At 59.7% G+C, this 24,714-nt stretch carries 16 protein-coding genes and 1 pseudogene; 10 read left to right on the plus strand and 7 right to left on the minus strand.

The features are described 5' to 3' along the window. Positions 1 to 16: 16 nt before the first annotated feature. Complete coding sequence (locus KI231_RS25310; protein ID WP_213026630.1) at positions 17 to 1,846, plus strand: hypothetical protein; 1,830 nt, start codon at positions 17 to 19, stop codon at positions 1,844 to 1,846. 39 nt (positions 1,847 to 1,885) lie between these two features. On the opposite strand, the gene KI231_RS25315 is transcribed toward KI231_RS25310, so the two are convergent. Continuing rightward, on the minus strand, positions 1,886 to 2,203 hold the full coding sequence (locus tag KI231_RS25315; RefSeq protein ID WP_103303607.1) for a PA4575 family protein: 318 nt from the start codon (positions 2,201 to 2,203) through the stop codon (positions 1,886 to 1,888). 323 nt (positions 2,204 to 2,526) lie between these two features. Beyond that, positions 2,527 to 4,965 carry a Lon protease family protein gene (locus tag KI231_RS25320; protein ID WP_213026631.1) on the minus strand — a complete coding sequence of 813 codons (2,439 nt, stop codon included), beginning with the start codon at positions 4,963 to 4,965 and terminating at the stop codon, positions 2,527 to 2,529. A gap of 300 nt (positions 4,966 to 5,265) precedes the next feature. Between KI231_RS25320 and KI231_RS25325 the strand changes: the two genes are divergently transcribed. The 4 genes from KI231_RS25325 to KI231_RS25340 all read left to right on the plus strand — a co-directional run bounded on the left by KI231_RS25325 (position 5,266) and on the right by KI231_RS25340 (position 9,048). Continuing rightward, positions 5,266 to 5,754, plus strand: a complete 489-nt coding sequence (locus KI231_RS25325) for a DUF3015 domain-containing protein (protein ID WP_007909797.1) — start codon at positions 5,266 to 5,268, stop codon at positions 5,752 to 5,754. Between the two features lie 304 nt (positions 5,755 to 6,058). Next, a complete protein-coding gene (locus KI231_RS25330) occupies positions 6,059 to 7,912 on the plus strand; it encodes an Lnb N-terminal periplasmic domain-containing protein (protein ID WP_213026632.1) in 1,854 nt (617 codons plus the stop codon). Between the two features lie 214 nt (positions 7,913 to 8,126). Beyond that, positions 8,127 to 8,483 carry a hypothetical protein gene (locus KI231_RS25335; RefSeq protein ID WP_103303610.1) on the plus strand — a complete coding sequence of 119 codons (357 nt, stop codon included), beginning with the start codon at positions 8,127 to 8,129 and terminating at the stop codon, positions 8,481 to 8,483. 70 nt (positions 8,484 to 8,553) lie between these two features. Next, positions 8,554 to 9,048, plus strand: coding sequence for a GreA/GreB family elongation factor (locus KI231_RS25340; RefSeq protein ID WP_213026633.1), 495 nt, complete (start codon positions 8,554 to 8,556; stop codon positions 9,046 to 9,048). Here KI231_RS25340 and gdhA read toward each other — a convergent pair. Further along, complete coding sequence (gene gdhA / locus KI231_RS25345) at positions 9,045 to 10,382, minus strand: NADP-specific glutamate dehydrogenase (RefSeq protein WP_213026634.1); 1,338 nt, start codon at positions 10,380 to 10,382, stop codon at positions 9,045 to 9,047. The genes KI231_RS25340 and gdhA overlap by 4 nt on opposite strands. A gap of 372 nt (positions 10,383 to 10,754) precedes the next feature. Next, the gene (gene ettA / locus KI231_RS25350; protein ID WP_093434780.1) at positions 10,755 to 12,419 is read right to left on the minus strand and encodes an energy-dependent translational throttle protein EttA; all 1,665 of its coding nucleotides are present in this window, start codon (positions 12,417 to 12,419) and stop codon (positions 10,755 to 10,757) included. 294 nt (positions 12,420 to 12,713) lie between these two features. Between ettA and morA the strand changes: the two genes are divergently transcribed. The 5 genes and pseudogenes from morA (at position 12,714) to KI231_RS25375 (ending at position 21,168) form a co-directional block, all read left to right on the plus strand. After that, entirely contained in the window at positions 12,714 to 16,562 is a 3,849-nt protein-coding gene (morA, locus tag KI231_RS25355) for a cyclic di-GMP receptor MorA (RefSeq protein ID WP_103303613.1), read from the plus strand. Positions 16,563 to 16,801: 239 nt separating this feature from the next. After that, a complete protein-coding gene (gene glyA, locus KI231_RS25360) occupies positions 16,802 to 18,055 on the plus strand; it encodes a serine hydroxymethyltransferase (protein WP_103303614.1) in 1,254 nt (417 codons plus the stop codon). 276 nt (positions 18,056 to 18,331) lie between these two features. Next, a complete protein-coding gene (locus KI231_RS25365) occupies positions 18,332 to 19,645 on the plus strand; it encodes a C4-dicarboxylate transporter DctA (protein ID WP_103303615.1) in 1,314 nt (437 codons plus the stop codon). Positions 19,646 to 19,729: 84 nt separating this feature from the next. Further along, the gene (locus tag KI231_RS25370) at positions 19,730 to 20,434 is read left to right on the plus strand and encodes a FadR/GntR family transcriptional regulator (protein WP_103303616.1); all 705 of its coding nucleotides are present in this window, start codon (positions 19,730 to 19,732) and stop codon (positions 20,432 to 20,434) included. Positions 20,435 to 20,458: 24 nt separating this feature from the next. Continuing rightward, positions 20,459 to 21,168: pseudogene (locus tag KI231_RS25375) on the plus strand (GntR family transcriptional regulator). Between the two features lie 104 nt (positions 21,169 to 21,272). Here KI231_RS25375 and yjiA read toward each other — a convergent pair. The 3 genes from yjiA to KI231_RS25390 form a co-directional block, all read right to left on the minus strand. After that, on the minus strand, positions 21,273 to 22,244 hold the full coding sequence (gene yjiA, locus KI231_RS25380; RefSeq protein ID WP_213026635.1) for a GTPase: 972 nt from the start codon (positions 22,242 to 22,244) through the stop codon (positions 21,273 to 21,275). A 153-nt stretch (positions 22,245 to 22,397) separates the two neighbouring features. After that, on the minus strand, positions 22,398 to 22,595 hold the full coding sequence (locus KI231_RS25385) for a YbdD/YjiX family protein (RefSeq protein ID WP_003228401.1): 198 nt from the start codon (positions 22,593 to 22,595) through the stop codon (positions 22,398 to 22,400). Positions 22,596 to 22,610: 15 nt separating this feature from the next. Beyond that, positions 22,611 to 24,677, minus strand: coding sequence for a carbon starvation CstA family protein (locus KI231_RS25390; protein ID WP_103303619.1), 2,067 nt, complete (start codon positions 24,675 to 24,677; stop codon positions 22,611 to 22,613). Positions 24,678 to 24,714 lie beyond the last annotated feature (37 nt).

The following is a 24,714-nucleotide window of genomic DNA, read 5'->3' on the forward strand; positions in this document are numbered from 1 at the left end:
GACAGGACGAGTGGAAATGGATGTGCGATTGCCGATAACGACTGCCGGAATTTGCTTGACCCTGCTCCTCGGCGGTTGCTCGCCCGGTGACGAGAAGCATGCGCTCAGCCTGGAAGAAAAAACCGCAAAATTCGAACAGTCACTCGATGCCATCAGCGATCCGAAGCTCAAGGACGCCGTCACCGAACTCGGCGGCTCGCTGCTGTTGCTTGAACGCGCCCAGCTCAAACTCGACAGCATGGTGGCAAAAACCGAATACGGTGAAGACGCCCTCGGCATCCTCAAGCACTACCCTGCCCCGCAGGCGCTGGTCGATACCTTCATCAATGGTTTGTTCGTGCTGCACAAGGACGCCAGTTCCGATTACCTCACGGATCTGCAACCAGTCTTCCCGTTCAACCTCAACATTCCCGGCGGCTTCCTGTTTCCCCATGGCGTGGAATGGCAATCGGTCACCCTGAGCAACAAGCGCGTCATTGCTTACCAGCCGGAGTGGTCGGAAACCGATCCGGGCATTCAGTTAAGCCCCTCAAGCTCCAACGTCACCAATCCCGATGACCTGACCGTGACCTACCCGTTCATCGACGGTCTCGACGTGGACAAGAAAACCCAGCCACAACCGGTGAGCCTGCAAGGCAAAGTGGAAGTGATCGCGCCGCGACGTCTGTTCAGTTTCGATCTGAGTAAAAAGGATGTCGGTCAGGCGCGTACCGATGACAACCTCAGCGTCAAAGTGCTGAAACTGGAAAAGAACTACGCCGAGGTCGAATTCAGCAACAACCTGCCATTGGCTCCGGAAGTCGCCGACGCCCAGCTCAATCCGCTGATCGTTCAGGCCCGCGACGCCACCGGGCAATATCTGGTGCGTGCCGGCTCGATCAACGAAAGCCCGGAGCAGGTGTCCTTCTACGAAAAACAACTGGCACACCTGCAACAGCAGAAGACCTGGAGCGACACGCTGGAAAAACAGCTCGGCGACGAACAGCAAGCCTTCGATCAACAGCACCCGCGCCGTTACAACAAGGTCTACTTCAACGGCCCGATCGAAACCCTGGAAGTCAGTGTGCTCGACTTCTCGGCAGTCACCGTGACCCGCAAAACGCTGGATCTGCCCATTCGCGCGTTCCATCAGCACACCACGGAAAAAGCCATCCAGCCGCTGGATCTGCCGGTGGTGGTGTATGACGATCTGGCCGTGAACTGGCTCAAAGGCGCAAGCCTCACTGAAGAGCAGTTGAAGGCTGGCATCCGTGTCCATCAATCGGTTGAAGACCCAAGCGCCGCGCGCATCGAGTTTTCCCATCGCCGCACCTTCAACGATGAACTGCTCGGCGATGACTTCAACCCCGGTGAAAGCCCGGTGACATTCTTCACCGAAAAACGCAGCGGCAAACTCGATGAACCCATCGAACTGCCGCCCGAGGCTTATCAGGTTGATCCGCTGCGAGCGACGATCACCTACGATTTGAATCTGTTCCCGGAAACCCCGGCGATCGCCGTTGGCTCGATGCCGCTGTTTCTGGCAACGGTCGACAAGAAATCCTACGACGGCAAGTCTCTGCCCAAAGGCCTGGAGATCAAGAACAACACGCTGGTGGTGGACCTGAAACTGTTCCCCGCCAACGAGTGGCGCTTCTTCGTCAAGGACGACAGTGGCAATTACCTGAAGCAGATTCTTTCGGTCAGCCACGACGCGAGCGCAGAAGGCCCGGCGCTGTTTGGCGTGCATTATTTTTATGGCCGTCCAACTCACGTGGAGACCTATCAGCGAACCGACCTCGCCACCGTGCAATACGGTTTTGAGGTCAAACTCGACAAGGCGCAGATGCCTGATTCGGCACCCTGAAAAGATCGCAACCTGCAGCAGTCCCTGCGCAGATCTGCGTCAATTGAGGCTGCGGCCTCGGCCACCGTTGATCTGCCGCAGCTGGGCTTGCAGGTGCAGGCTCCAGATCTGTGGATCGTCGGCCAACTGATAGCCGTGCATCGTCAGACTTTCAACGATGGTGTCGAGGATTGACTCGGCGGCGATCGGTCCGTGAAACGGGCCCTGAGCTTTGATGGCGGAAGGTTGTTCGCCGGCCATGCCGGCAGCGAAGAGCAGCGTCCACATGCCGTTATCGCCGGCCAACGGTTTGATGGCGCATTCGATGCGGGTCACAAGACCCAGGCATTGACGGGTGAGGCAGAGGTTGCGCGACATGGCGGCGACCCTCGGTGAAGCCGGTATTCAGCCCTCACGGGAGGACTGGCTCGATCCAGTGATACTGTCGATATCCTTGAGCTGAGAATAGAAGAAAAGTCCGCCGCGCAAGCCGGATAGAACCAAAAGGCGCCGAATGGTCATTGTGTGAATATTGGCGCCAGAGTGATGGCACATTTCCCGAAGATCACTGCAAAAACCAATTTGGAAAACAAATGCAGGAGTGAGCCTGCTCTCGATGGCAACGTGTCAGGCAACATTTTTGCCGACTGACACACCGCCATTGCGAGCAGGCTCACTCCTGCAGTTTGACCGCGCCAGGCTTAAGCGGGTTTGGCTTCGGCCAATGCTTCCTGCGCCAATTCCTTCTCGGCTTCCTTGAGGTCTTCTTCGCTGATCATTTCGGCGATGTCGCGCAAGCGCTCGACCACCCGCGCGTTGATGCTGCCTTCAGGGAATTCGCCCTCCTCGTTCGGCGTACCCGCCGGCTCGCCGGCCAGCAGACTCAACGCCTCATCAGCCTGACGCACCGCGTAAACGTGGAATTGCCCGGCGCGCACCGCCGCCAGCACTTTCTCATCCAACATCAGTGTCGCCACGTTGGCCTGCGGAATGATCGCGCCCTGCTCGCCCGTCAGACCGCGTGCTTCGCAGAGACGGAAGAAGCCTTCGATCTTCTCGTTGACCCCGCCGACCGCCTGCACCTCACCGAACTGGTTGATCGAACCGGTGATCGCGAAACACTGCTTGAGCGGGGTTTTCGACAGCGCCGAAATCAGCGTGCACGCCTCGCCCAGCGACGCACTGTCGCCATCGACGTAACCGTAGGATTGCTCCAGCGCGATGCTCGCGGAAATCGCCAATGGGAATTCCTGGGCGTAACGGCTACCCAGATAACCGGTGAGGATCATCACGCCTTTGGAGTGGATCGGTTGACCGAGATTGACCTCGCGCTCGATGTCGACGATGCCGCTGCCGCCCGGGTACACCGTGGCGGAAATCCGCGCCGGCACACCGAACGCCGAGTCGCCGACCTCAAGCACCGTCAGACCGTTGCACTTGCCGACCGCCGCGCCATCGGTGTCGATCAGAATGATCCCGGCGAGCATGTCGTCGAGAATCCGCGCCGAGACACGCCCGGTGCGGGTGGCCTTGGCTTTCAGGGCTCGCTCGATGTGCCCGGCATCAGTCATTTCATCGCCAGCCAGATGACGAATGAAATCCGCTTCGCTGACCAGCTGGAACAGATCGCCGATACGCGCCGACAAACGCCCCTGATGTTCGGCCAGACGCGCGCTGTAAGTGGCCAGGCGCGCCACTGCATCAGCAGTCAACGGCGCCATGCCTTCTTCCGAAGTCCGGGTTTTCAACAGCTGGGCGAACTGCTCCAGGCTCTCGTCGACCATCGGGATGTCTTCGTCGAAATCGACCAGAACGCGGAACATCTCCTGGAAGTCCGGATCAAGGTCTTGCAACGTGTAATACAGCGACCGCGCACCGATGATGATGACTTTGACCTGCAACGGAATGTGCTGCGGGTTGAGCGTCACGGTGGCGAAGCGGCCCATCTCGCCCAGTGGCGATTCCATTTTCAGCTTGCGCGATTGCAGGGCGCGCTTGAGCGCGTCCCACACGAACGGCTCGCTGAGCATTTTTTCCGCTTCAAGGATCAGGAAACCCCCATTGGCGCGGTGCAAGGCCCCCGGACGCAACTGACGATAGGTGGTGTAGAGCGCGCCCTGATCAGTGGTGTATTCGATGCGGCCGAACAGATTTTCATAGGTCGGATGCGGCTCGAACACCACCGGCGCACCGCCGCTGGCCGGATGACCGACCACCAGGCTTGGTGCGTATTGCTCTTCCAGCAGCTTGCGCGCGACGGCGTCGGTCTTGCTGTCGTCGACCAGTTGCTCGACAACGGTTTTCAGCAGATACACCTGCATCGCTTGCAGATAACCGCAGACAGCAGCATTTTCTGCGTACTTCTCCGACAGTGGCGACAGCAACGGCTGCAAGGCCAGCGTGATGGTTTCTTCGTTGAGCGAACGCAGTTGGTTGTTCGACTCGCGCTTCCACTGCGGCAGGCTGGCGAGTTCTTCGTTCAGGCGCTCTTCGAGGCCGGAGATGTCATCGTGGAAACGCTCGCGATCAGCCTCCGGCAATTGCGAAAACTCGGCTTCATCCAGCGCCTTGCCATCAAGCATCGGCGTGAACGCGATGTTGCTGCTGTCGCGGTACAGGGCGACGTCTTTTTCCAGGGCCAGACGCTCGATGATGTCGAGGGCCTTGTCGTAGCGCTGGTTGAAAGCGCGGTCGATGGCGCTTTTCTTTTGCTGGTAGGACGGGTGCTCGAACACCGCCGGAAAAGTCGCCAGCAGGTTGTCGATCAAACCGTTGATGTCACCGATGAATGCGCCGGCCGTGCCCGATGGCAGTTCCAGGGCGCGGGGCTCGCGCGGTTCATCGAAGTTGTTGACGTAGACCCAGTCGGCCGGGGTCTGCAGGCGCTTGCCTTCGGCCTTCAGGTAGCGTTTGACGAACGAGAAGCGACCGGTACCGGGCTCGCCCATGACAAAGACGTTGTAACCGGGGCGTGGCATGGCCACACCGAACTGCAAGGCTTCGACCGCGCGTTCCTGGCCGAGCACACCGCGAAAGGGCTCCAGATCATTGGTGGTAGTGAAGCTGAACTGTTCAGCGGAAAACGGACGGGTCAGCGCTTCGGGCGCTAGACGCAAGCTGGCAGCAACAGGATCAGGCATCGGGCTTCCTTAACAATCAGGCGGGGCAGATAGCGGCATTCTGGCGCTGCCCGTGCCCCACTGGCAAGGCGCGCCATGTGACAAAGCATAGACAACTCGCCCTCTGCGCAGCAGGCCCCCGGAAAACGGGCTTATGACCAAATCTTTTGTAAAAAATCACGGAACTGCGGGAACGTGCCTAAACTCCAAACTGCGCGGCTGGAACTAATACCGGCCCACTGGCTTCGTTTGGGTCTGTTTCGTACAGAGCTTGGGGGCCAGAACCCTGTCCATTGGTATGCACACAAAGAGAACAAAGCTATGAAACGGATTCTTCTCGGTACTCTCTTCACCGCTGTATCCATCAACGCAATGGCGCAAGCCCCGGGCGGCCCGGATTGCGGTTGGGGCAACATGCTGTTCGAAGGTCAGCGTGGCACCCCGGCGCACTTCCTCGCTTCCACCACCAACGGCACTTCCGGTAACGCCACCTTCGGCATGACTTCCGGCACCAACGGCTGCTCGACCAACGCATCGCTGACCTACGGCGGCAAATCCTGGTTTGCCATGAATGGCATGATGAACGAGCTGTCCGAAGACATGGCCAAGGGCAACGGCGAAGCGCTGACGACCTACGCCGTGGTACTGGGCGTGGCGCCGGAAGACCGTGCGCACTTTGCTGCCGTCACTCACGAGCACTTCCAGCAGATCTTCAGCAAGGCTGACGTGACCGCTGAAGACGTGCATACCAACACCCTGGCCGTTCTGAAATCAGACCCACGTCTGGCCAAGTACGCGACTCAGGCTTAAGCTCGGCCTCACCCGCTTCCTTCGGGAAGCGGGTTTTGTTTTTTGAACGTGCCCTTCCCGGGCAATACCAGAAAAGTCATGCTTGACGGTGACCTGTGGCGAGGGGATTTATCCCCGATCGGCTGCGAAGCAGTCGTGAAACCTTTGCATGCGGTGTATCTGATGCAATGGAGTTGCAGGGATGGGAGCTACTGCGTAGCCCATCGGGGATAAATCCCCCGCCACGGGGTATGAGTTTCCCCGCTGACTGCTCGGTATTCCCGCCATTCGGGCTTTTGTTTCTTTCTTGTTTAAGTTGCCAACTATGCTCAAACGCCTTGCCTGGCTGGCGCTCTGTGTCTGCGCCCCGCTGTCCGCCGCGCCAAACATCGACCCTCAACGTTTGCAGCAACTGGCCAACGACCGTTTCTGGATTTCCCTCGGTCACTACGAAACCGCCAAACTCGGCGGCTGGCGCAGCTATGTCAGCGACAGGAAATTCTTTCTCGCCCCTGATGGCAATGAGCACCCCGATCACGAACTGGCCGCTACGGTGCAGGCGCTGTACGCCCCGGCCAGCCTCGGCGAGCAACATGCACAATGCGTTTATCCCGCCCGTACCCGTTGGCTGAAGGCGCAACTAAACCTCACCGATCTGCCGACGCCCGCGTGCGCCGAGTACAAAAAGTGGTTCAAGGATGTCTCCCCGCACAGCGCGGTGATGATCTTCCCGGCTGCGTATCTCAACAGCCCGTCATCGATGTTCGGCCACACCCTGCTGCGCATCGATCAGGCTGACGTGCAAAGCGACAAGACCTCGCTGCTCAGTTACGCGATCAACTTCGGCGCCTATATCGAAGGTTCCGACAACAGCATTCTCTACGCTTGGAAAGGCTTGATGGGCGGCTATCCCGGCCTGTTCGCGCTGGTGCCGTACCAGGAAAAACTCTCCGAATACCGCAGCCTGGAAAACCGCGACCTGTGGGAATACCGGCTGAACCTGACGCAAGAAGAAACCGCACGCATGGTCGAGCATGTGTGGGAGTTGAAGCAGATCCAGTTCGACTATTTCTTCTTCGACGAAAACTGCTCGTATCGTCTGCTTGAACTGCTGCAAGTGGCGCGCCCGAGCCTGCGCCTGACCGAGCAATTCCCGCTGACCGCGATCCCCACCGACACGGTCAAAGCGGTGAAAGAGGCCGGGCTGGTGGAAAGCATCGAATACCGTCCTTCCCGCGAGCGTGAATTGCTCAGCCGTGCCGAGCCGCTGAGTGGCGAAGAACAGCAATGGGTATTGAAGGTCAGCGCCGATCAACAGCAGCTGCAAGACCCGGCCTTCAAAGCCCTGCCCCGCGCCCGCCAAGCCTTGATCATCGACGCGGCTTACCGCTTGGAACGCTATCGCGCCAACGGTCAGGAACGCGATCCGCAGCGGGCGCAACGCAGTTTCGAACTGCTGCGGGCGATCAATAAAAACCCGGCACCGGATCTGGAGATCCCACAACCCGGTCTGCCCGAAGACGGCCACGAATCACGCACCTGGCAGGCCGGTGTCGGCACACGTGGTGATCGTGCGTTCGGCGAGTATGGCTTGCGCATGGCTTACCACGACCTGAACGACAACGCCGAAAGTTTCCCGCTGGGTGCGCAGATCGAAATCCTGCAGATGAAACTGCGCCAGTACGAAGGCAATCACTGGCAATTCCAGCAACTCGATCTCGCGACCATTCGTTCACTGACGCCGCGTAACGAGCTGCTTCAGCCCCTGTCGTGGCAAGTCACTGGCGGGCTGGAGCGTGTGCCGGGCAAGCATGACGACGAAACGCTGGTCAGCCACGTCAATGGTGGCGGGGGTGGCACCTGGCAATTGGGCGAAGACGTGCTGGGTTTCGCCCTCGGTACGGTGCGGGTTGAACACAACAATGACTTCGCCGGTTTCATCGCCCCGGCGGCCGGCTTCAACAGTGGCGTGTTGTGGAAAAACCCGCTGGGCAATCTGAGTGTGGAGGCCAAGGGTGATTACTTCACCAACGGCGAAGTGCGCCGCAGCCTGAGCCTTAATCAGCAGTGGGAATTGTCGCGCAACCTTGGTTTGCGCCTGAGTGCGCAGCGTGAGTTCAGCCACGTCGCGACGCCAGAGACGGAAGTCATGCTCGAAGTGAAGTGGTATCACTACTGATCAGGCACATCGCAGAACCTGTGTGAGCGGGCTTGCCCGCGATAGCGGACTGTCAGCCGACAAAGATGTTGAGTCTGATGGCCTCATCGCGGGCAAGCCCGCTCCCACAGGGTTCTCCGGTGTTCAACGAAAAACTTACATGTCTTTCACCAACGTCCGACGAATCCGCTTCTAGACTTTCCCCATCAGCCGTGTGACGGCGCGGGAGAGTGCGATGTGGCGGTGTGCGGGTTTGCTGGGAGTTTTGCTGTTGCTGGGTGGTTGCCAATCCACCCATGAAGATCTGATCGCCAAAGGTTATCCACCGGCCTTCGCCGACGGTTTCGATGACGGTTGTGTCAGTGGCCGGCAGGCTGCCGGTTCGATCAGCGGCGAGTTTCGCAAGAACGTGCCGCGCTATCTGAAGGATAAGCAGTACGCCGACGGCTGGACCGATGGCTTCCGCCAGTGTCAGGCAATGCTGGAAAACAAGGATCGCGAAGACTACCGCAACGAACACTGGGACCAACGCGAGCGCGCCTGGCAGCAGCAGAAAGATCAGGACGCCGGGCGGGCCTATCGTTCGCAATAGGTCGCTTGCAGACATCCAGTGAAACCAAATGCCTGCGACCATGGCCAGACTCTATAAAGAGGAGGACACCATGAGCCGCGCTTTCGTCAACGAAGACAACGCCGCCGCGCAAGCCGATCAACCGGTCGAACGCCACGTCAGCGAACAGCCCAATTACGTCACCCCACAAGGTCTGGCGCAGTTGCAGGCCAAAGTCGCCGAGCTGCAAGCGCTGCACGCCGAACAATCGGCCAAGGGAGACCAGGCCGACAAACAACGCCAGGCCGATCTGGAACGGGATCTGCGCTATTTCAATCAACGCCTGAGCAGCGCGCAGGTGGCTGTCGCCGCCACCTCCACCGACAAGGTGCAGATTGGCAGTTGGGTGACCTACGCCGACGAACACGACACCGAACGCCGGGTGCAACTGGTCGGTGAAGATCAGGCCGACGCCAGCAAAGGCCTGATCAATTGGGGCTCTCCGTTGGGCCGGGCATTGCTTGGCGCCCGGCTCAACGATGAGGTGCTGTGGCAGCGCCCCGCTGGCGATCAAGTGATTGAAGTGATCCGCATCGAACCGGCTTAAACCACGCCTTGGGCCAGCATCGCATCGGCGACTTTGACGAAGCCGGCGATGTTTGCGCCTTTGACGTAGTTGATCCGCCCGTTCTCTTCGCCGTAATGCACGCAGGCGTGATGGATCGACTGCATGATCGCGTGGAGTTTGCTGTCGACCTCTCCGGCCGTCCACAACAGGCGCATGGCGTTCTGCGACATCTCCAGACCGCTCACCGCCACGCCGCCGGCATTCGATGCCTTGCCAGGCGCGAACAGAATCCCGGCCTCGATAAAGATATCCACAGCCTCCAGCGTGGTCGGCATGTTCGCGCCTTCGGCCACGCACACGCAACCGTTGCGCAGCAAGGTGCGAGCGGCTTCGGCGTCGAGTTCATTCTGAGTGGCGCATGGCAGCGCGATGTCGCATTGCAGCGACCACGGGTGCTGACCGGCGCGGAACTCCAGACCGAATGCCGTGGCCAATTCGCTGATGCGGCCGCGCTTGACGTTTTTCAGTTCCAGCAGCGCCAGCCATTGCTCTTCGCTCAGGCCTGCCTCGCAGTACAGCGTGCCTTCGGAGTCGGACAGCGAAATCACCTTGCCGCCCAGATCCATGACCTTGCGCGCCGCGTACTGCGCAACGTTGCCGGAACCGGAGATCGCCACGCGTTTGCCTTCGACGGTTTGCTCACGACGCTTAAGCATCTCTTCCGCGAAATACACGCAACCGAAACCGGTGGCTTCCGGGCGAATCAGGCTGCCGCCATACGTCATGCCTTTGCCGGTCAGCACGCTGGTGAACTGGTTGCTCAGGCGCTTGTACTGGCCGAACAGGAAACCAATCTCCCGCGCGCCGACGCCGATGTCACCGGCCGGCACATCGACGTCCGAACCGATGTGACGGTACAGCTCACTCATGAACGCCTGACAGAAACGCATGACTTCGGCATCGCTCTTGCCCTTCGGATCGAAGTCCGAACCACCCTTGCCGCCGCCCATGGGCAGCGAAGTCAGGGAATTCTTGAAGGTCTGTTCAAAGGCGAGAAACTTCAACACGCCCATGTTCACTGATGGGTGGAAACGCAAGCCGCCCTTGTACGGGCCGATGGCGCTGTTCATCTGAATGCGGAAACCGCGATTGACCTGAACCTTGCCTTGATCGTCGACCCACGACACGCGAAACACCACCGCTCGCTCCGGCTCGCAAATGCGTTCCAGAATCCCCGAGGTCAGGTAATGCGGATTGGCTTCGAGAAACGGCCACAGACTGCGCAGGACTTCTTCGACGGCCTGGTGGAATTCAGGCTGATCCGGGTCACGTTTTTTCAGCCGGGCGAGGAAGGATTCGACGGATTCGATCATGGGAAAAGTCTCGGCAAATTTATTGTCGTTGGAAGAGATTGAGCCGGACTGTAACAAACGAATTGCGCACAGGAACAGAGCAAAATGTCGCAGTTATGAAATTAAATGGTGCACAGGATATAAATCGGTTCGTTTTTTGCCCTGATTTCGCACCTGAATAGGGAGACCAAATTCAAGTCATGCACCAACAGTTACACCGCCATCGCTGGCAAGCCAGCTCCCACCGTGTCCAGCGGCGTTCACAAAAATCAGGGCATGACAAAAATCCTGTGGGAGCTGGCTTGCCAGCGATGAATCCCACTCGGTCAACCTGAAAACCCAGGCAAAAAAAACGGAGCCCGAAGGCTCCGCTTTTCATGCAACCAACCCGAATCAGGCCAGTTTCTTGTGACGTACCCGGTGTGGCTGAGCAGCTGCTTCGCCGAGACGCTTTTTGCGATCGGCTTCGTACTCGGTGTAGTTACCTTCGAAGAAGATCGCTTGCGAGTCGTCTTCGTACGCCAGGATGTGTGTCGCCACGCGGTCAAGGAACCACCGATCGTGAGAGATCACAATGGCGGCGCCCGGGAAGTCCAGCAGGGCTTCTTCCAGGGAACGCAGGGTTTCAACGTCGAGGTCGTTGGACGGTTCGTCGAGCAGCAGGACGTTGCCGCCCTCCTTCAGGGTCAGCGCCAGGTGCAGACGACCGCGCTCACCACCGGACAGGTCCTTGACGAACTTCTGCTGGTCGCCGCCCTTGAAGTTGAAGCGACCGACATAGGTACGCGACGGGATCTCGTAGTTGCCGATGCGAATCTGGTCGGAACCGTCGGAGATCTGCTGGAACACAGTCTTGCTGCCATCCAGGTCATCGCGGCTCTGATCGACGCAGGCCAGTTGCACGGTTTCGCCGACTTCGATGCTGCCCGAATCCGGTTGTTCCTTGCCCATCAGCATGCGGAACAGGGTCGACTTACCGGCACCGTTACCGCCGATCACGCCGACGATGGCGCCTTTAGGCATGGAGAACGACAGGTTGTCGATCAACACGCGATCGCCGTAGCCCTTGGTGACGTTCTTGAATTCGATGACCTTGTCGCCCAGGCGTGGACCGGCCGGGATGTAGATCTCGTTGGTTTCCGAACGCTTCTGGAATTCCTGCGATTGCATTTCTTCGAAGCGTTGCAGACGTGCCTTGGATTTCGACTGGCGGGCTTTGGCGCCTTTGCGCACCCACTCCAGTTCTTCCTTCATGGCTTTTTCGTGCGCCGACTGCTGCTTGGATTCAGCGGCCAGACGATCGGACTTGGCTTCAAGCCAACCCGAGTAGTTGCCTTCGTATGGAATGCCCGCGCCGCGGTCGAGTTCGAGAATCCAGCCAGCAACGTTGTCGAGGAAGTAACGGTCGTGCGTGATCGCTACCACGGTGCCCGGGAAGTCGTGCAGGAAGTGCTCCAGCCACGCAACGGAATCGGCGTCCAAGTGGTTGGTCGGTTCGTCGAGCAGCAGCATGTCCGGGGCGGACAGCAGCAGGCGGCACAGGGCCACACGACGCTTCTCACCACCCGACAGGTGTTCTACTTTGGCGTCCCAGGCCGGCAGACGCAGCGCATCGGCGGCGACTTCCAGTTGGCGCTCAAGGTTGTGACCGTCGCTGGCCTGCAGGATCGCTTCGAGTTTGGCCTGCTCGGCGGCGAGTTTGTCGAAGTCGGCATCCGGATCGGCGTAAGCCGCGTAGACCTCGTCCAGACGCGCTTGCGCATCCTTGATCACGCTGACCGCTTCCTCGACCACTTCACGCACGGTCTTGGTCGGATCAAGTTGTGGCTCTTGCGGCAGATAACCGATGTTCAGGTCCGGCATCGGACGGGCTTCGCCCTCGAACTCGGTGTCGACGCCGGCCATGATTTTCAGCAGCGTGGACTTACCCGAACCGTTGAGGCCGAGTACGCCGATCTTGGCGCCGGGGAAGAAGGACAGCGAAATGTTTTTGAGGATTTCCCGCTTCGGCGGAACAACTTTGCCCAGCCGATGCATGGTGAAGACGTATTGAGCCATGGAGAACCTTGGGTCAGTGACAGATGAATGATTGGAGCGCAGGCGATGCCCGGCCAGGCCGATGCGCGTCGTTCACTTGATCACTTGTTGGCCATCAAGGCGTGCGCGCTAAAAAAACCTGAGTCTAGGAGCTGGAACGCTCCCGCGTAACCGGCAAAGCTACCTTAATGACGGAAGGCAGTCCAGCCGCGAGGGGCTGGCACTTCGCCACAACTCAAGGCATGCTAGCCGCCCTTCGGGCGTCCGGCTTATAGTGCACGTCGCGCCAGTCCAGCCAAACCGCAGGATTACAGCTTGTCCAACGTTACCCCGCCAGCTTCTGTGAGCGCGTCCAATCCGGGGACCGGATCGCCCCTGCGCGGCACATTAAAGGGTGCGCTGGCGACGCTCGTGCTTTTGCTATTGGCGTTGCTGTTCTGGCAACTGCTTGACCAACTGCGCGAAACCCAGAAAAACCAGCGCCAGTACACCATCGACTACACCGCCGACCTCGCCTCGCAGGTCAGCCTCAACATGGCGCTGAACGCGCAAATCGCCCTCAATCTGCTACCGATCGTCGAACAACCGCAATCGGCCGACGAACAGCAGCAATTGCTACGCAAGCTCCAGCAATCGTTACCGGACTTGCGCAGTCTGGCGTTACTCAGCCCCTCCGGCAAAATCATCAGCGACAGCGCCGCCGACAGCTCCGACGCCGTCTACCTCACCGAACTGGTGCGGCGCAGCCATGCCCAGGCGCATTACTTCAGTAACGCCGACGACGGTTCGACGGTGCATCTGTTACTCCACCAGGCCAGTGGCAGCACCCGTGGTTATTGGGCCTTGCGCCTGACCCCGACGTTCTTTGATTCACTGACCAAACAGAGTGAAACCGGACTGCGCCCGTTGTGGCTGGTGGAAAACCGCATCAACCACCAGATCATCAGTCGCGACGAAGCCCTGCCGTCGGCCAAACCCGGCGTCCTCAGCCCGGACGATCTGGCCAACACCGTGCTCACCGTGCCGCTGAGCAGCAGCGATTGGCAATTGCGCGGGCTGTTCGACCGCCAGCGTGTGCTCGAAGAACTGCTGCCGGCGTTCATCGGCAAATGCCTGCTGGGCCTGGCCTTCTCGATGCTGCCGGTGATCGCCTTGCTGAACATGCGCCGCCGTCAGCGCCAAGTGCATGAAGGGCGTCGACGTTATCAGGACATTTTCGAGGGCACCGGTGTTGCCCTTTGCGTACTTGATTTGTCCGGGCTGAAACAGGTTTTCGAACGTGCGCAGATCCAGACCAGCGATCAGCTCAAGGCCTGGCTCGACCAACCGCAGCAGCGCCAGCAATTACTTCAGGAGCTGCGCGTCACCGAGGTCAATCAGGTGGCGCTGCAACTGCTCAACGTCAATTCCTGCGAGCACGCCTGGCAACTGTTGATCGACGGTCATCCGCACCGTCACTGCGCGATTGGCAACCAGGTGCTCGACGCCGTGCTACAGCAGCAAAAGCAGCTGGAACTGGAAATCAAACTGCCGGACATCAACGGTCGCGACCAGCACCTGTGGATGGTCCTGCGCCTGCCGACCGAACAGCATGACTACAAAGCGGTAATCCTCAGCATCAACGACATCACCAGCCGCAAGCTGGTCGAGTTGTCGCTGCTGGAGCGCGAAGGCTTCTGGTCGGACGTGGTGCGTACCGTGCCGGATCACCTGTACGTGCAAGACGTGATCAGCCAGCGGATGATTTTCAGCAACCACCACCTCGGCCAGACCCTCGGTTACAACCGCTCCGAATTGCATCAGATGGGCGAATACTTCTGGGAAATTCTCCTGCACCCGGAAGACGCCGATTACTACCATCGCTCGCGGCAGATGCAGCGCCACGCCGGTTACAGTCAGTTGCTGCAATGTCAGTTACGTTTCCGTCATCGCGATGGCGAGTGGCGGCGCTTCGACATCCGTGAACAGGCACTGGCGCGCGACAAGCACGATCAGGTCACGCGCATCATCGGCGTGGCCAAGGACATCACCGAACAGATCGAGGCCAGCGAATCGCTGCGCGACAGCGAGCAGCGCTACCGCATGCTCGCCGAAAGCATCAGTGACGTGATTTTCTCCACCGACAGCAAACTCTCGCTGAACTACGTCAGCCCCTCGGTGCAGGCGGTGCTGGGCTACGACGCCGAGTGGATTTTCCAGAACGGCTGGCAATCGACCATCGCCAATCCGCAGCAACTGAGTGGCATCTACAGCTTGATGGATCGGGTCAGCAAGGCGCTGGACAAACCCGAGCAACTGGCGCTGTTGCGCAATCAAGTGCAGACGCAACTGTTCCTGTTCGACTGCCTGCGCGCCGACGGCCGCAAGATCCCGATCGAACTGCGTCTGGTGTTGGTTTGGGATGAACACGGTGCGTTTGAAGGCGTGCTCGGTGTCGGTCGCGACATCAGCCAGCAACGCCGCGCCGAGAAAGACCTGCGCATGGCCGCCACGGTGTTCGAGCACTCGACCTCGGCGATTCTGATCACCGACCCGGCCGGTTATATCGTCCAGGCCAACGAAGCGTTCAGCAGGGTCAGCGGTTACGCGGTGAGCGAGGTGCTCGACCAGTTGCCGAACATGCTCACCGTCGACGAACAGCAGGACGCGCACCTGCGCTACGTGCTCAAGCAATTGCACTTGCACAACACCTGGGAAGGTGAAGTCTGGCTCAAGCGCCGTAACGGCGAGCATTATCCGGCGTGGGTCGGCATCACCGCCGTGCTCGACGACGAAGGCGACCTGGCCAGTTACGTGTGTTTCTTCAGCGACATCAGCGAGCGCAAGGCCAGCGAGCAGCGCATCCATCGCCTCGCCTACTACGACGCCCTGACCCACCTGCCCAACCGCACGCTGTTCCAGGATCGCCTGCACACCGCGCTGCAATCGGCCGAACGGCAGAAGTCGTGGGTGGTGCTGATGTTCCTTGACCTCGACCGCTTCAAACCGATCAACGATTCCCTCGGCCATGCCGCCGGCGACCGCATGTTGAAAGACATGGCCACGCGCCTGCTGGCCTGCGTCGATGATGACGACACCGTGGCGCGCATGGGCGGCGATGAGTTCACCTTGCTCCTGCAACACCGCTCCAGCCGCGAGATGGCGCTGAACCGGGCGATTCATGTCGCCGAGCAGATTCTCGCCAGCCTCGTGCGTCCATTCGTACTGGAAAGTCGCGAGTTCTTCGTCACCGCGAGCATCGGCATCGCTCTGAGCCCGCAAGATGGCAACGAACTCAGCCAGTTGATGAAGAACGCCGACACCGCGATGTACCACGCCAAGGAGCGCGGCAAGAACAACTTCCAGTTCTATCAGGCCGACATGAACGCCAGTGCGCTCGAACGCCTGGAACTCGAAAGCGACCTGCGCCACGCCCTGGAGCAGAACGAATTCGTCCTGTATTACCAGCCACAGTTCAGCGGCGACGGCAAACGCCTGACCGGCGCCGAAGCCTTGCTGCGCTGGCGCCATCCGCGTCGAGGGCTGGTGCCGCCGGGGGATTTCATTCCGGTGCTGGAAGAGCTCGGGCTGGTGGTGGACGTCGGCGACTGGGTGATCAGCGAGGCTTGCCGTCAGCTCAAGACCTGGCACCAGAACCGAGTGCGCGTGCCGAAGGTGTCGGTAAACATTTCCGCCAGGCAGTTCTCCGACGGCCAGCTCGGCACGCGAATCGCCACGATCCTGCGCGAAACCGGCCTGCCGCCGGCGTGCCTGGAGCTGGAACTGACTGAAAGTATTTTGATGCGTGAAGTCAGCGAAGCGATGCAGATTCTCGCCGGCCTGAAAAACCTTGGCCTGAGCATTGCGGTCGACGACTTTGGCACCGGTTACTCATCGCTGAACTACCTCAAGCAGTTCCCGATCGACGTGCTGAAGATCGACCGCACCTTCGTCGACGGCCTGCCGTCCGGTGAGCAGGACGCGCAGATCGCCCGGGCAATCATCGCCATGGCCCACAGCCTGAATCTGGCGGTAATCGCTGAAGGCGTGGAAACCCATGAGCAACTGGACTTCCTGCGTGAGCATGGTTGCGATGAGGTTCAGGGGTATCTGTTCGGACGGCCGATGCCGGCGAGCCGGTTCGAGGCGCAGTTCAGCAATGACGCGCTCTTCATGTTCGACTGAACATCTGCGGTGCGGCCTTCGCGAGCAGGCTCGCTCCCACAGGAATTGATGTCGATCACAAAATCGCAGGCCTGCCTCGATTACTGTGGGAGCTGGCTTGCCAGCGATGGGGCCAGCAAAAGCACCGCACATCTGTCATGAACGCCACTTGTCTGCGACATGATGTCGTTTCATATGCCATCCAAAACCCATTGGGTTAGAATGCCCCCCTTTTCTGCCCCCGATCCTTGAGGACCGCCATGTTCAGCCGTGATTTGACTATTGCCAAGTACGACGCCGATCTTTTTGCCGCCATGGAGCAAGAAGCTCAGCGCCAGGAAGAACACATCGAGCTGATCGCTTCGGAAAACTACACCAGCCCAGCGGTGATGGAGGCTCAAGGCTCGGTTCTGACCAACAAGTACGCCGAAGGCTACCCGGGCAAGCGTTACTACGGTGGTTGCGAGTTCGTCGACGTTGTTGAGCAACTGGCCATCGACCGCGCCAAAGAGCTGTTCGGCGCCGATTACGCCAACGTTCAGCCGCACGCCGGTTCGCAAGCCAACGCCGCTGTTTACCTGGCCCTGCTGCAAGGTGGCGACACCATCCTGGGCATGAGCCTGGCCCACGGTGGTCACCTGACCCACGGCGCCAGCGTTTCCTCCTCCGGCAAGCTGTACAACGCCGTGCAGTACGGCATCGACGCCAACGGCCTGATCGACTACGACGAAGTCGAGCGTCTGGCGGTTGAGCACAAGCCGAAAATGATCGTGGCCGGTTTCTCTGCCTACTCGCAGATCCTGGACTTCCCGCGTTTCCGCGCCATAGCTGACAAAGTCGGTGCCTACCTGTTCGTCGACATGGCTCACGTAGCCGGTCTGGTCGCCGCTGGCGTCTACCCGAACCCGGTGCCTTTCGCTGACGTCGTGACCACCACCACGCACAAGACCCTGCGCGGTCCACGTGGCGGCCTGATCCTGGCGCGCGCTAACGCCGAGATCGAGAAAAAGCTGAACTCCGCAGTATTCCCGGGCGCCCAGGGTGGTCCGCTGGAGCACGTGATCGCCGCTAAAGCGATCTGCTTCAAGGAAGCGCTGCAGCCTGAGTTCAAGGCCTACCAGGAACAAGTGGTGCTGAACGCCCAGGCCATGGCCGAAGTGTTCATCGAGCGCGGTTTCGACGTGGTTTCGGGCGGTACCAAAAACCACCTGTTCCTGCTGTCGCTGATCAAGCAGGACATCTCCGGTAAAGACGCCGACGCCGCTCTGGGCAAAGCGTTCATCACCGTGAACAAAAACTCCGTGCCAAACGATCCACGCTCGCCGTTCGTTACTTCCGGCCTGCGTTTCGGTACCCCGGCTGTGACCACTCGCGGCTTCAAGCAAGCCGAGTGCAAAGAGCTGGCCGGCTGGATCTGCGACATCCTGGCTGACCTGAACAACGAAGCGGTGATCGACGCCGTTCGTGAGAAAGTCAAAGCCATCTGCAAGAAACTGCCGGTATACGGCGCGTAATTGCGACGTTAAATCTGCAGCATGAAAAACCGGCCAAGTGATTGGCCGGTTTTTTTTCGCCTGAATTTTTTCAAACGCTTGAACCGCTCAAGAATGGGACTTACCGCACAACTGGTCAGACCGGTCATGCCAATTCGTCATTTTTCACTTGCGATCTCGAAAAAACAGCGCCTAGACTGCACCCGCACTGGACATACCGGTAAGACCACAATAATTAAGTCCTGAATCTGATGCGCCAAGCGCACGGCAGCCAGGACACCGACCAGGATTCCTCCCATGCTCAGATGGTGCTCGCGTTCAATCTTCCTCCAAGTGGTTCTCGGACTGATGCTCGGCATCGTCTGCGGGCTGACCCTTCCTGAATACTCGGCCCAGCTCAAACCGCTCGGGGACGGTTTCATCAAACTGATCAAGATGCTCATCGGCCTGATCGTGTTCTGCGTGGTGGTCAGCGGCATCAGTGGCGCGGGCGATCTGAAGAAGGTTGGCCGGATCGGTCTCAAATCGGTGATCTATTTTGAAGTGTTGACCACCATCGCGCTGGTGATCGGCCTGGTATTCGCCTTCAGTACCGGCATCGGCAGCGGCGCGAATATCCATCTGGAGCAGCTGTCCGCCGCCGACATGGGCGACATCGCCGAGCGCGGTCAACACATGCACACCACCACACAGTTCCTGATGGATCTGATCCCGACTTCGGTGATCGGCGCATTTGCCGACAACAACATTCTGCAAGTGCTGCTGTTTTCGGTGCTGTTCGGCAGCGCGTTGAATCTGGTCGGTGAAGCGGCGTCGGGCATCTCGCGACTGATCAACGAACTGAGCCACGTGATCTTCCGGATCATGGGCATGATCGTGCGTCTGGCGCCAATCGGCGTATTCGGCGCCATCGCCTTCACCACCAGCAAATATGGCCTCGACTCGCTGCAACATCTGGGCAGTCTGGTCGGCCTGTTTTATCTGACCTGCATCGCGTTCGTCAGCGTGATTCTCGGTCTGGTGATGCGCGCCTCCGGCCTGCGCATGTGGCCGCTGCTGAAATATCTGCGCGAAGAATTGCTGATCGTCATGGGCACCGCGTCCTCCGATGCCGTGCTGCCGCAGATCATGCGCAAACTTGAACACTTGGGTATCGGCAGCTCGACCGTCGGCCTGGTGATCCCCACGGGCTACTCGTTCAACCTCGACGGTTTCTCGATCTACCTCACCCTGGCCATCGTGTTCATCGCCAACGCCACCGGCACGCCGCTGGCCATGACCGACCTGCTGACGATTCTGCTGGTGTCACTGATCACTTCCAAAGGCGCCCACGGGATTCCCGGTTCGGCGCTGGTGATTCTCGCGGCGACGCTGACGGCGATCCCGGCGATTCCGGTGGTCGGTCTGGTGCTGGTGCTGGCGGTGGACTGGTTCATGGGCATCGGCCGGGCACTGACTAACCTGATCGGCAACTGCGTCGCCACCGTGGCCATCGCCCGTTGGGAAAAAGACATCGACGTACAACGAGCCAACAAAGTACTGAGCGGCCAGCAGGGCTACACCTTTCAGCCGCGTAAAACAGCAACTCCGGCGCACCAGCAAGAGTTCTGATTTTCAACCCTGCCGGGATGGCCGCTGGCTGTGATCTTTTGATCTGGCTTGCGGCGTCTCTCGCAGGCACATGGAGCTAGACCAGTGATAACCACATCAACCGTCGTCAACTCAGTCGTAGAAAAACTCCGCGCGGCATTGGCCCGTGGTCAGTGGCGCTCCGGCGACATGCTGCCGGGTCAGCGCGAATTGGCCGAACAACTGGGCATCAGCCGCCCAAGCCTGCGCGAAGCGGTGATCGTCCTGGAAACCCTCGGCCTCGTCCGCTCGATGCCGGGCAAAGGCGTGGTGGTGCTCGACGCGCAACTGAGCGACAGCCAAAGCCACGACAGCGCAGTGGCCGGCGCCAGCCTCGAAGACGTGCTGCAACTGCGTTACACCCTTGAACCGTTCATCGTCGGCCTGGTTGCACAGTCGATCAGCAGCAAGGAAGTCGGCCAGTTGCGCCTGACCTTGATGGACATGCGCGAAGCCCTCGACGCGGGCGACAGCGAAGCCGGGGTCAGCGCCTACATCGCGTTCCATGAGGAACTGTTCACCCTGACCTCGAACCCGATTTTCCAGAGCGTGGTGCAGCAGACCAGCAATGCCCTCAAGCAGAGCGCCGAAGTGCTGCGCAACTCCCCGGAACACCTCGCCGAACGCCTCGAAGAAAACGAAGCCGTAGTGCGTGCAATCCGCAGCAAGAACAGCGCCCAGGCCAGCGCCGAAATGCGCCGGCACATTCTGCGCGAAGGTCAGCGCATGGGCATCGAGCTGAACATTCCGGAAGACAACTTGAGCAACTGAATTTCTTCACACTGGAGACCGGCCATGAACAGTCTTGCCACGCCGTCGCACAACCGCCAGATGTCGACTGCCCTGCCCTTCTCCCGCCTGCGAGCGCCGGTGGAGGATCTGTATCCACGGCTGTTCGATGCAATTCTGGAACAACGTATCGCACCCGCCAGCCGCTTCACCGAAGAGAGCCTCAAGCAGATGTTCGGCGTCAGCCGCGCAGATGTGCGGCGGACGCTGACGCAGTTGGCACATGAGCACATCATCGTGCTGCGCGCCAATCATCGGCCACGCGTGGCCGAGCTGGATGCCGAGCACACAAGGCAGACGTTGCATGCCCGGCGACTTGCCGAAAGCACGCTGGTGCGGCTGGCTTGTCAGCGGCCGTCGGTTGAAGGGCTCAAGCGCCTGCGCGCCTTGATCGAACGTGAGCGTCAGGCCGTCGAGCAGGATCGGCGTGGCGCGGCCATTCGCTTGTCGGGGAGTTTCATCTGCAATTGGCGCAGATGGCAGGAAATGCACCGTTGGCGCATTTTCTGCGAAGTCTGGTGCCGCTGACGTCGCTGGCAATTGCAAGGAGTTCGCGGAACACGCACAGCTGTTGCGCGTGGCAGGAACATGAGGCGATTGTCGAGGCGGTGGAATGTGGCGATGCTGCCAAGGCCGGGTTGCTGATGAATCAGCATCTGGATCATCTGGAGCAAGCCCTGCTGAGTTCACCCCTTGGGCATTGTGTTGCCGGGTAAATCGCTATCGCTGGCAAGCCAGCTCCCACAGGGTTCGAGTCCACCGCTAGAACTGTGGGAGCGGGCTTGCCCGCGATGGCGTCATCACGGGCACCGAGCAGCCCTCAGCCCGCCGCTACCCGCGCAAACCCCGCCCGAATTTTCGTCTCCGGCAGATCATCAGCAATAAACACAATCACACTTTCCCGCGCCTCACCCTCGGCCCACTCGGTATCCCAGTCGAAGCCGTACAACTTCAGAACGCCCTGGAATACCAACCGCCGATCTTCCCCGGCAATGTTCAGCACGCCCTTGTAACGCAGCAATTGCTTGCCGTGCTCTTCCAGCAATTCATTCATGAACTCGCTGAGCTGATCGATATCCAGCGGCTGATCGGTGCGCAGCACCAGACTGGAGATGCGATCGATGGACGGTGCTTTGCTCACCGGCCGCAGGCTCAACCCGCCGCCAAGGTCGGCATTGAGATTGAAGCCACGTACGTCGAGCAGTTCGGCCAGATCGATGTTGCCGTGCTCGACCACGCGGATCGGCGCGCGGCGGTTGATCCGGGTCAGACGCTCGCTCAACGCCGTGAATGCGGCTTCGTCGACCAGATCGGTCTTGCTCACCAGCAAGCGGTCGGCGAAACCGATCTGCGCCTGGGCAATGGTCTGGGTCAGATGATGCTCGGCGTGCGCGGCATCGACCAGCGTGATGATGCCGTCGAGCAGATAACGCTCGCGCAGTTCTTCGTCGATAAAGAAGGTCTGCGCCACTGGCGCCGGATCGGCCAGCCCGGTGCATTCGATCACCAGGCGATCAAAGGCGATTTCGCCGCTGTCCAGCCTTTCGAGCAGCAAGTACAGGGCTTTGGTCAGATCAGTGTGGATGGTGCAGCAGACGCAGCCATTGGCCAACGTCATGACTTGCACCGGCTCGTCGCCCAACAACTGGGTGTCGATACCGGCGTCGCTGAATTCGTTTTCGATCACGGCGATTTTCAGGCCGTGCTCGGCTTTCAACAGGTGGCGCAGCAAGGTGGTCTTGCCGGCGCCGAGGAAACCGCTGAGTACCGTTACAGGTATGGGAGAAGACAAAACACGATCTCCTGAAAGAAACACAAAAACAAATGTGGGAGCGAGCCTGCTCGCGAAGGGGTCGTGTCAGTCGACATCATTGCTCGATGACACACCGCTTTCGCGAGCAAGCCCGCTCCCACAGGGGGATTGCATCAACCGAAGGCTGTCAGCTCAACAGCACTTCGGCCCACCCTTGCCACCATAACGGGCTTCCTGACGTTCGCGAAAGAACATCTCATAGCTCATTACCGGTTTGTCCGGGTGCTTGGTTTGCATATGCTCGACGTAAGTGTCGTAGTCAGGCATGCCGACCATCAGGCGCGCGGCCTGACCGAGGTATTTACCGAGGCGACTCAGGTCATTGAACATGCTGCAATCCTCTGGTTACGCATCCGGCAGAGCCTGGAATGGCGATTCTTTGTCCGTACGCTCTTTTTTGCCCCAGGCGGCGATGCCGACCTTGAGTGCATAGAACAGGATGCTGAACACCACAAACAGGAACAGCGCGGTCAGCGTTGCGTTGGTGTAAGCGTTGAAGATCACGTGCTGCATCTGTTCAACGCTTTTTGCCGGTGCCAGCACCTGACCATTGGCCAGCGCATCGCTGTATTTCTTGGCCAGCGACAGGAAGCCGATCGCCGGGTTGGCGTCGAACAGTTTGATGAAGCCTGCAGTCGTGGTGCAGATCAGCAGCCAGGTGGCTGGCAGCAAGGTGACCCAAATGTAGCGCTGACGCTTCATTTTGATCAGCACAACGGTGCCGAGCATCAGCGCGATACCGGCGAGCATCTGGTTGGAGATACCGAACAGCGGCCACAAGGTGTTGATACCGCCCAGTGGGTCGATCACGCCTTGGTACAGCAACCAGCCCCACATCGCCACACAACCGGCGGTGGCGATCAGGTTGGCGGTCCACGATTCGGTACGTTTCAGCGCCGGAACGAAAGAGCCGAGCAGATCCTGCAGCATGAAACGCCCGGCACGGGTGCCGGCGTCTACCGCAGTCAGGATAAACAGCGCTTCGAACAGGATCGCGAAGTGGTACCAGAACGCCATGGTGTTTTCACCCGGCAGGACACTGTGCAGGATCTGCGCGATACCGACCGCCAGGGTCGGCGCACCACCGGCACGGGCCAGGATGGTGGTTTCACCGATGTCATGCGCCACGGCTTGCAGCGCTTCCGGCGTAATCGCAAAGCCCCAACTGGAGACCACTTGCGCAACAGACACCACATCACTGCCGACGACGGCGGCCGGGCTGTTCATGGCGAAGTACACGCCAGGCTCGATCACCGAGGCAGCGACCATGGCCATGATGGCGACGAACGACTCCATCAGCATGCCGCCGTAACCGATGTAACGGGCGTTGGTTTCGTTATCCAGCAGCTTCGGCGTGGTGCCCGAAGAAATCAGCGCGTGGAACCCGGACACCGCACCGCAAGCGATGGTGATGAACAGGAACGGGAACAGGCCGCCCTTCCACACCGGACCGGTGCCGTCGACGAACTGGGTCAGCGCAGGCATTTTCAGTTCGGGCATGGTCACCAGAATGCCGATTGCCAGAGCGATGATGGTGCCGATTTTCAGGAAGGTGGAGAGGTAGTCACGCGGCGCCAGAATCAGCCAGACCGGTAGCGACGCAGCCACGAAACCGTAGCCGACCAGCATCCAGGTAATTTGCACACCGGTGAAAGTGAAGGCCTTGGCCCACACCGGATCAGCGGCAATCTGCCCACCCAGCCAGATCGAACCGAGCAGCAGCAACACGCCGACCACGGAGATCTCGCCAATGCGGCCCGGACGGATGTAGCGCATGTATATGCCCATGAACATCGCGATCGGGATGGTCGCCATCACGGTGAAGATGCCCCACGGGCTCTCGGCCAGTGCCTTGACCACGATCAGCGCCAGCACCGCGAGGATGATGATCATGATCAGGAAGCAGCCGAACAGGGCAATGGTGCCGGGGACCCGGCCCATTTCTTCACGCACCATATCGCCCAGGGAACGGCCGTTGCGACGGGTAGACATGAACAGAACCATGAAGTCCTGCACCGCGCCCGCCAGCACCACGCCGGCAATCAGCCACAGCGTGCCGGGCAAGTAACCCATCTGCGCCGCCAGTACCGGGCCGACCAGAGGTCCTGCGCCAGCAATCGCTGCGAAGTGGTGACCGAAGAGAATGTGTTTGTTGGTCGGAACGTAGTCCAGACCGTCGTTGTTGAGAACGGCGGGGGTGGCCCGACGCGGATCGAGTTGCATCACATTGTTTGCGATGAACAGGCTGTAGTAACGGTACGCAACCAGATAGATGGCCACGGCAGCGACCACAATCCACAAGGCGTTGATCGCCTCGCCTCGGCGCAATGCCACTACGCCCAGGGCGCACGCTCCTACGATTGCCAGCACTAGCCAGGGTAAGTGGCGTAGCAGGCTATTATTATTTTTCATTTTATTATTCCAGCCAGGGTGGACAAGAAAGACAGCC

Source organism: Pseudomonas sp. Seg1, from assembly GCF_018326005.1.
Classification (GTDB): Bacteria; Pseudomonadota; Gammaproteobacteria; order Pseudomonadales; family Pseudomonadaceae; genus Aquipseudomonas.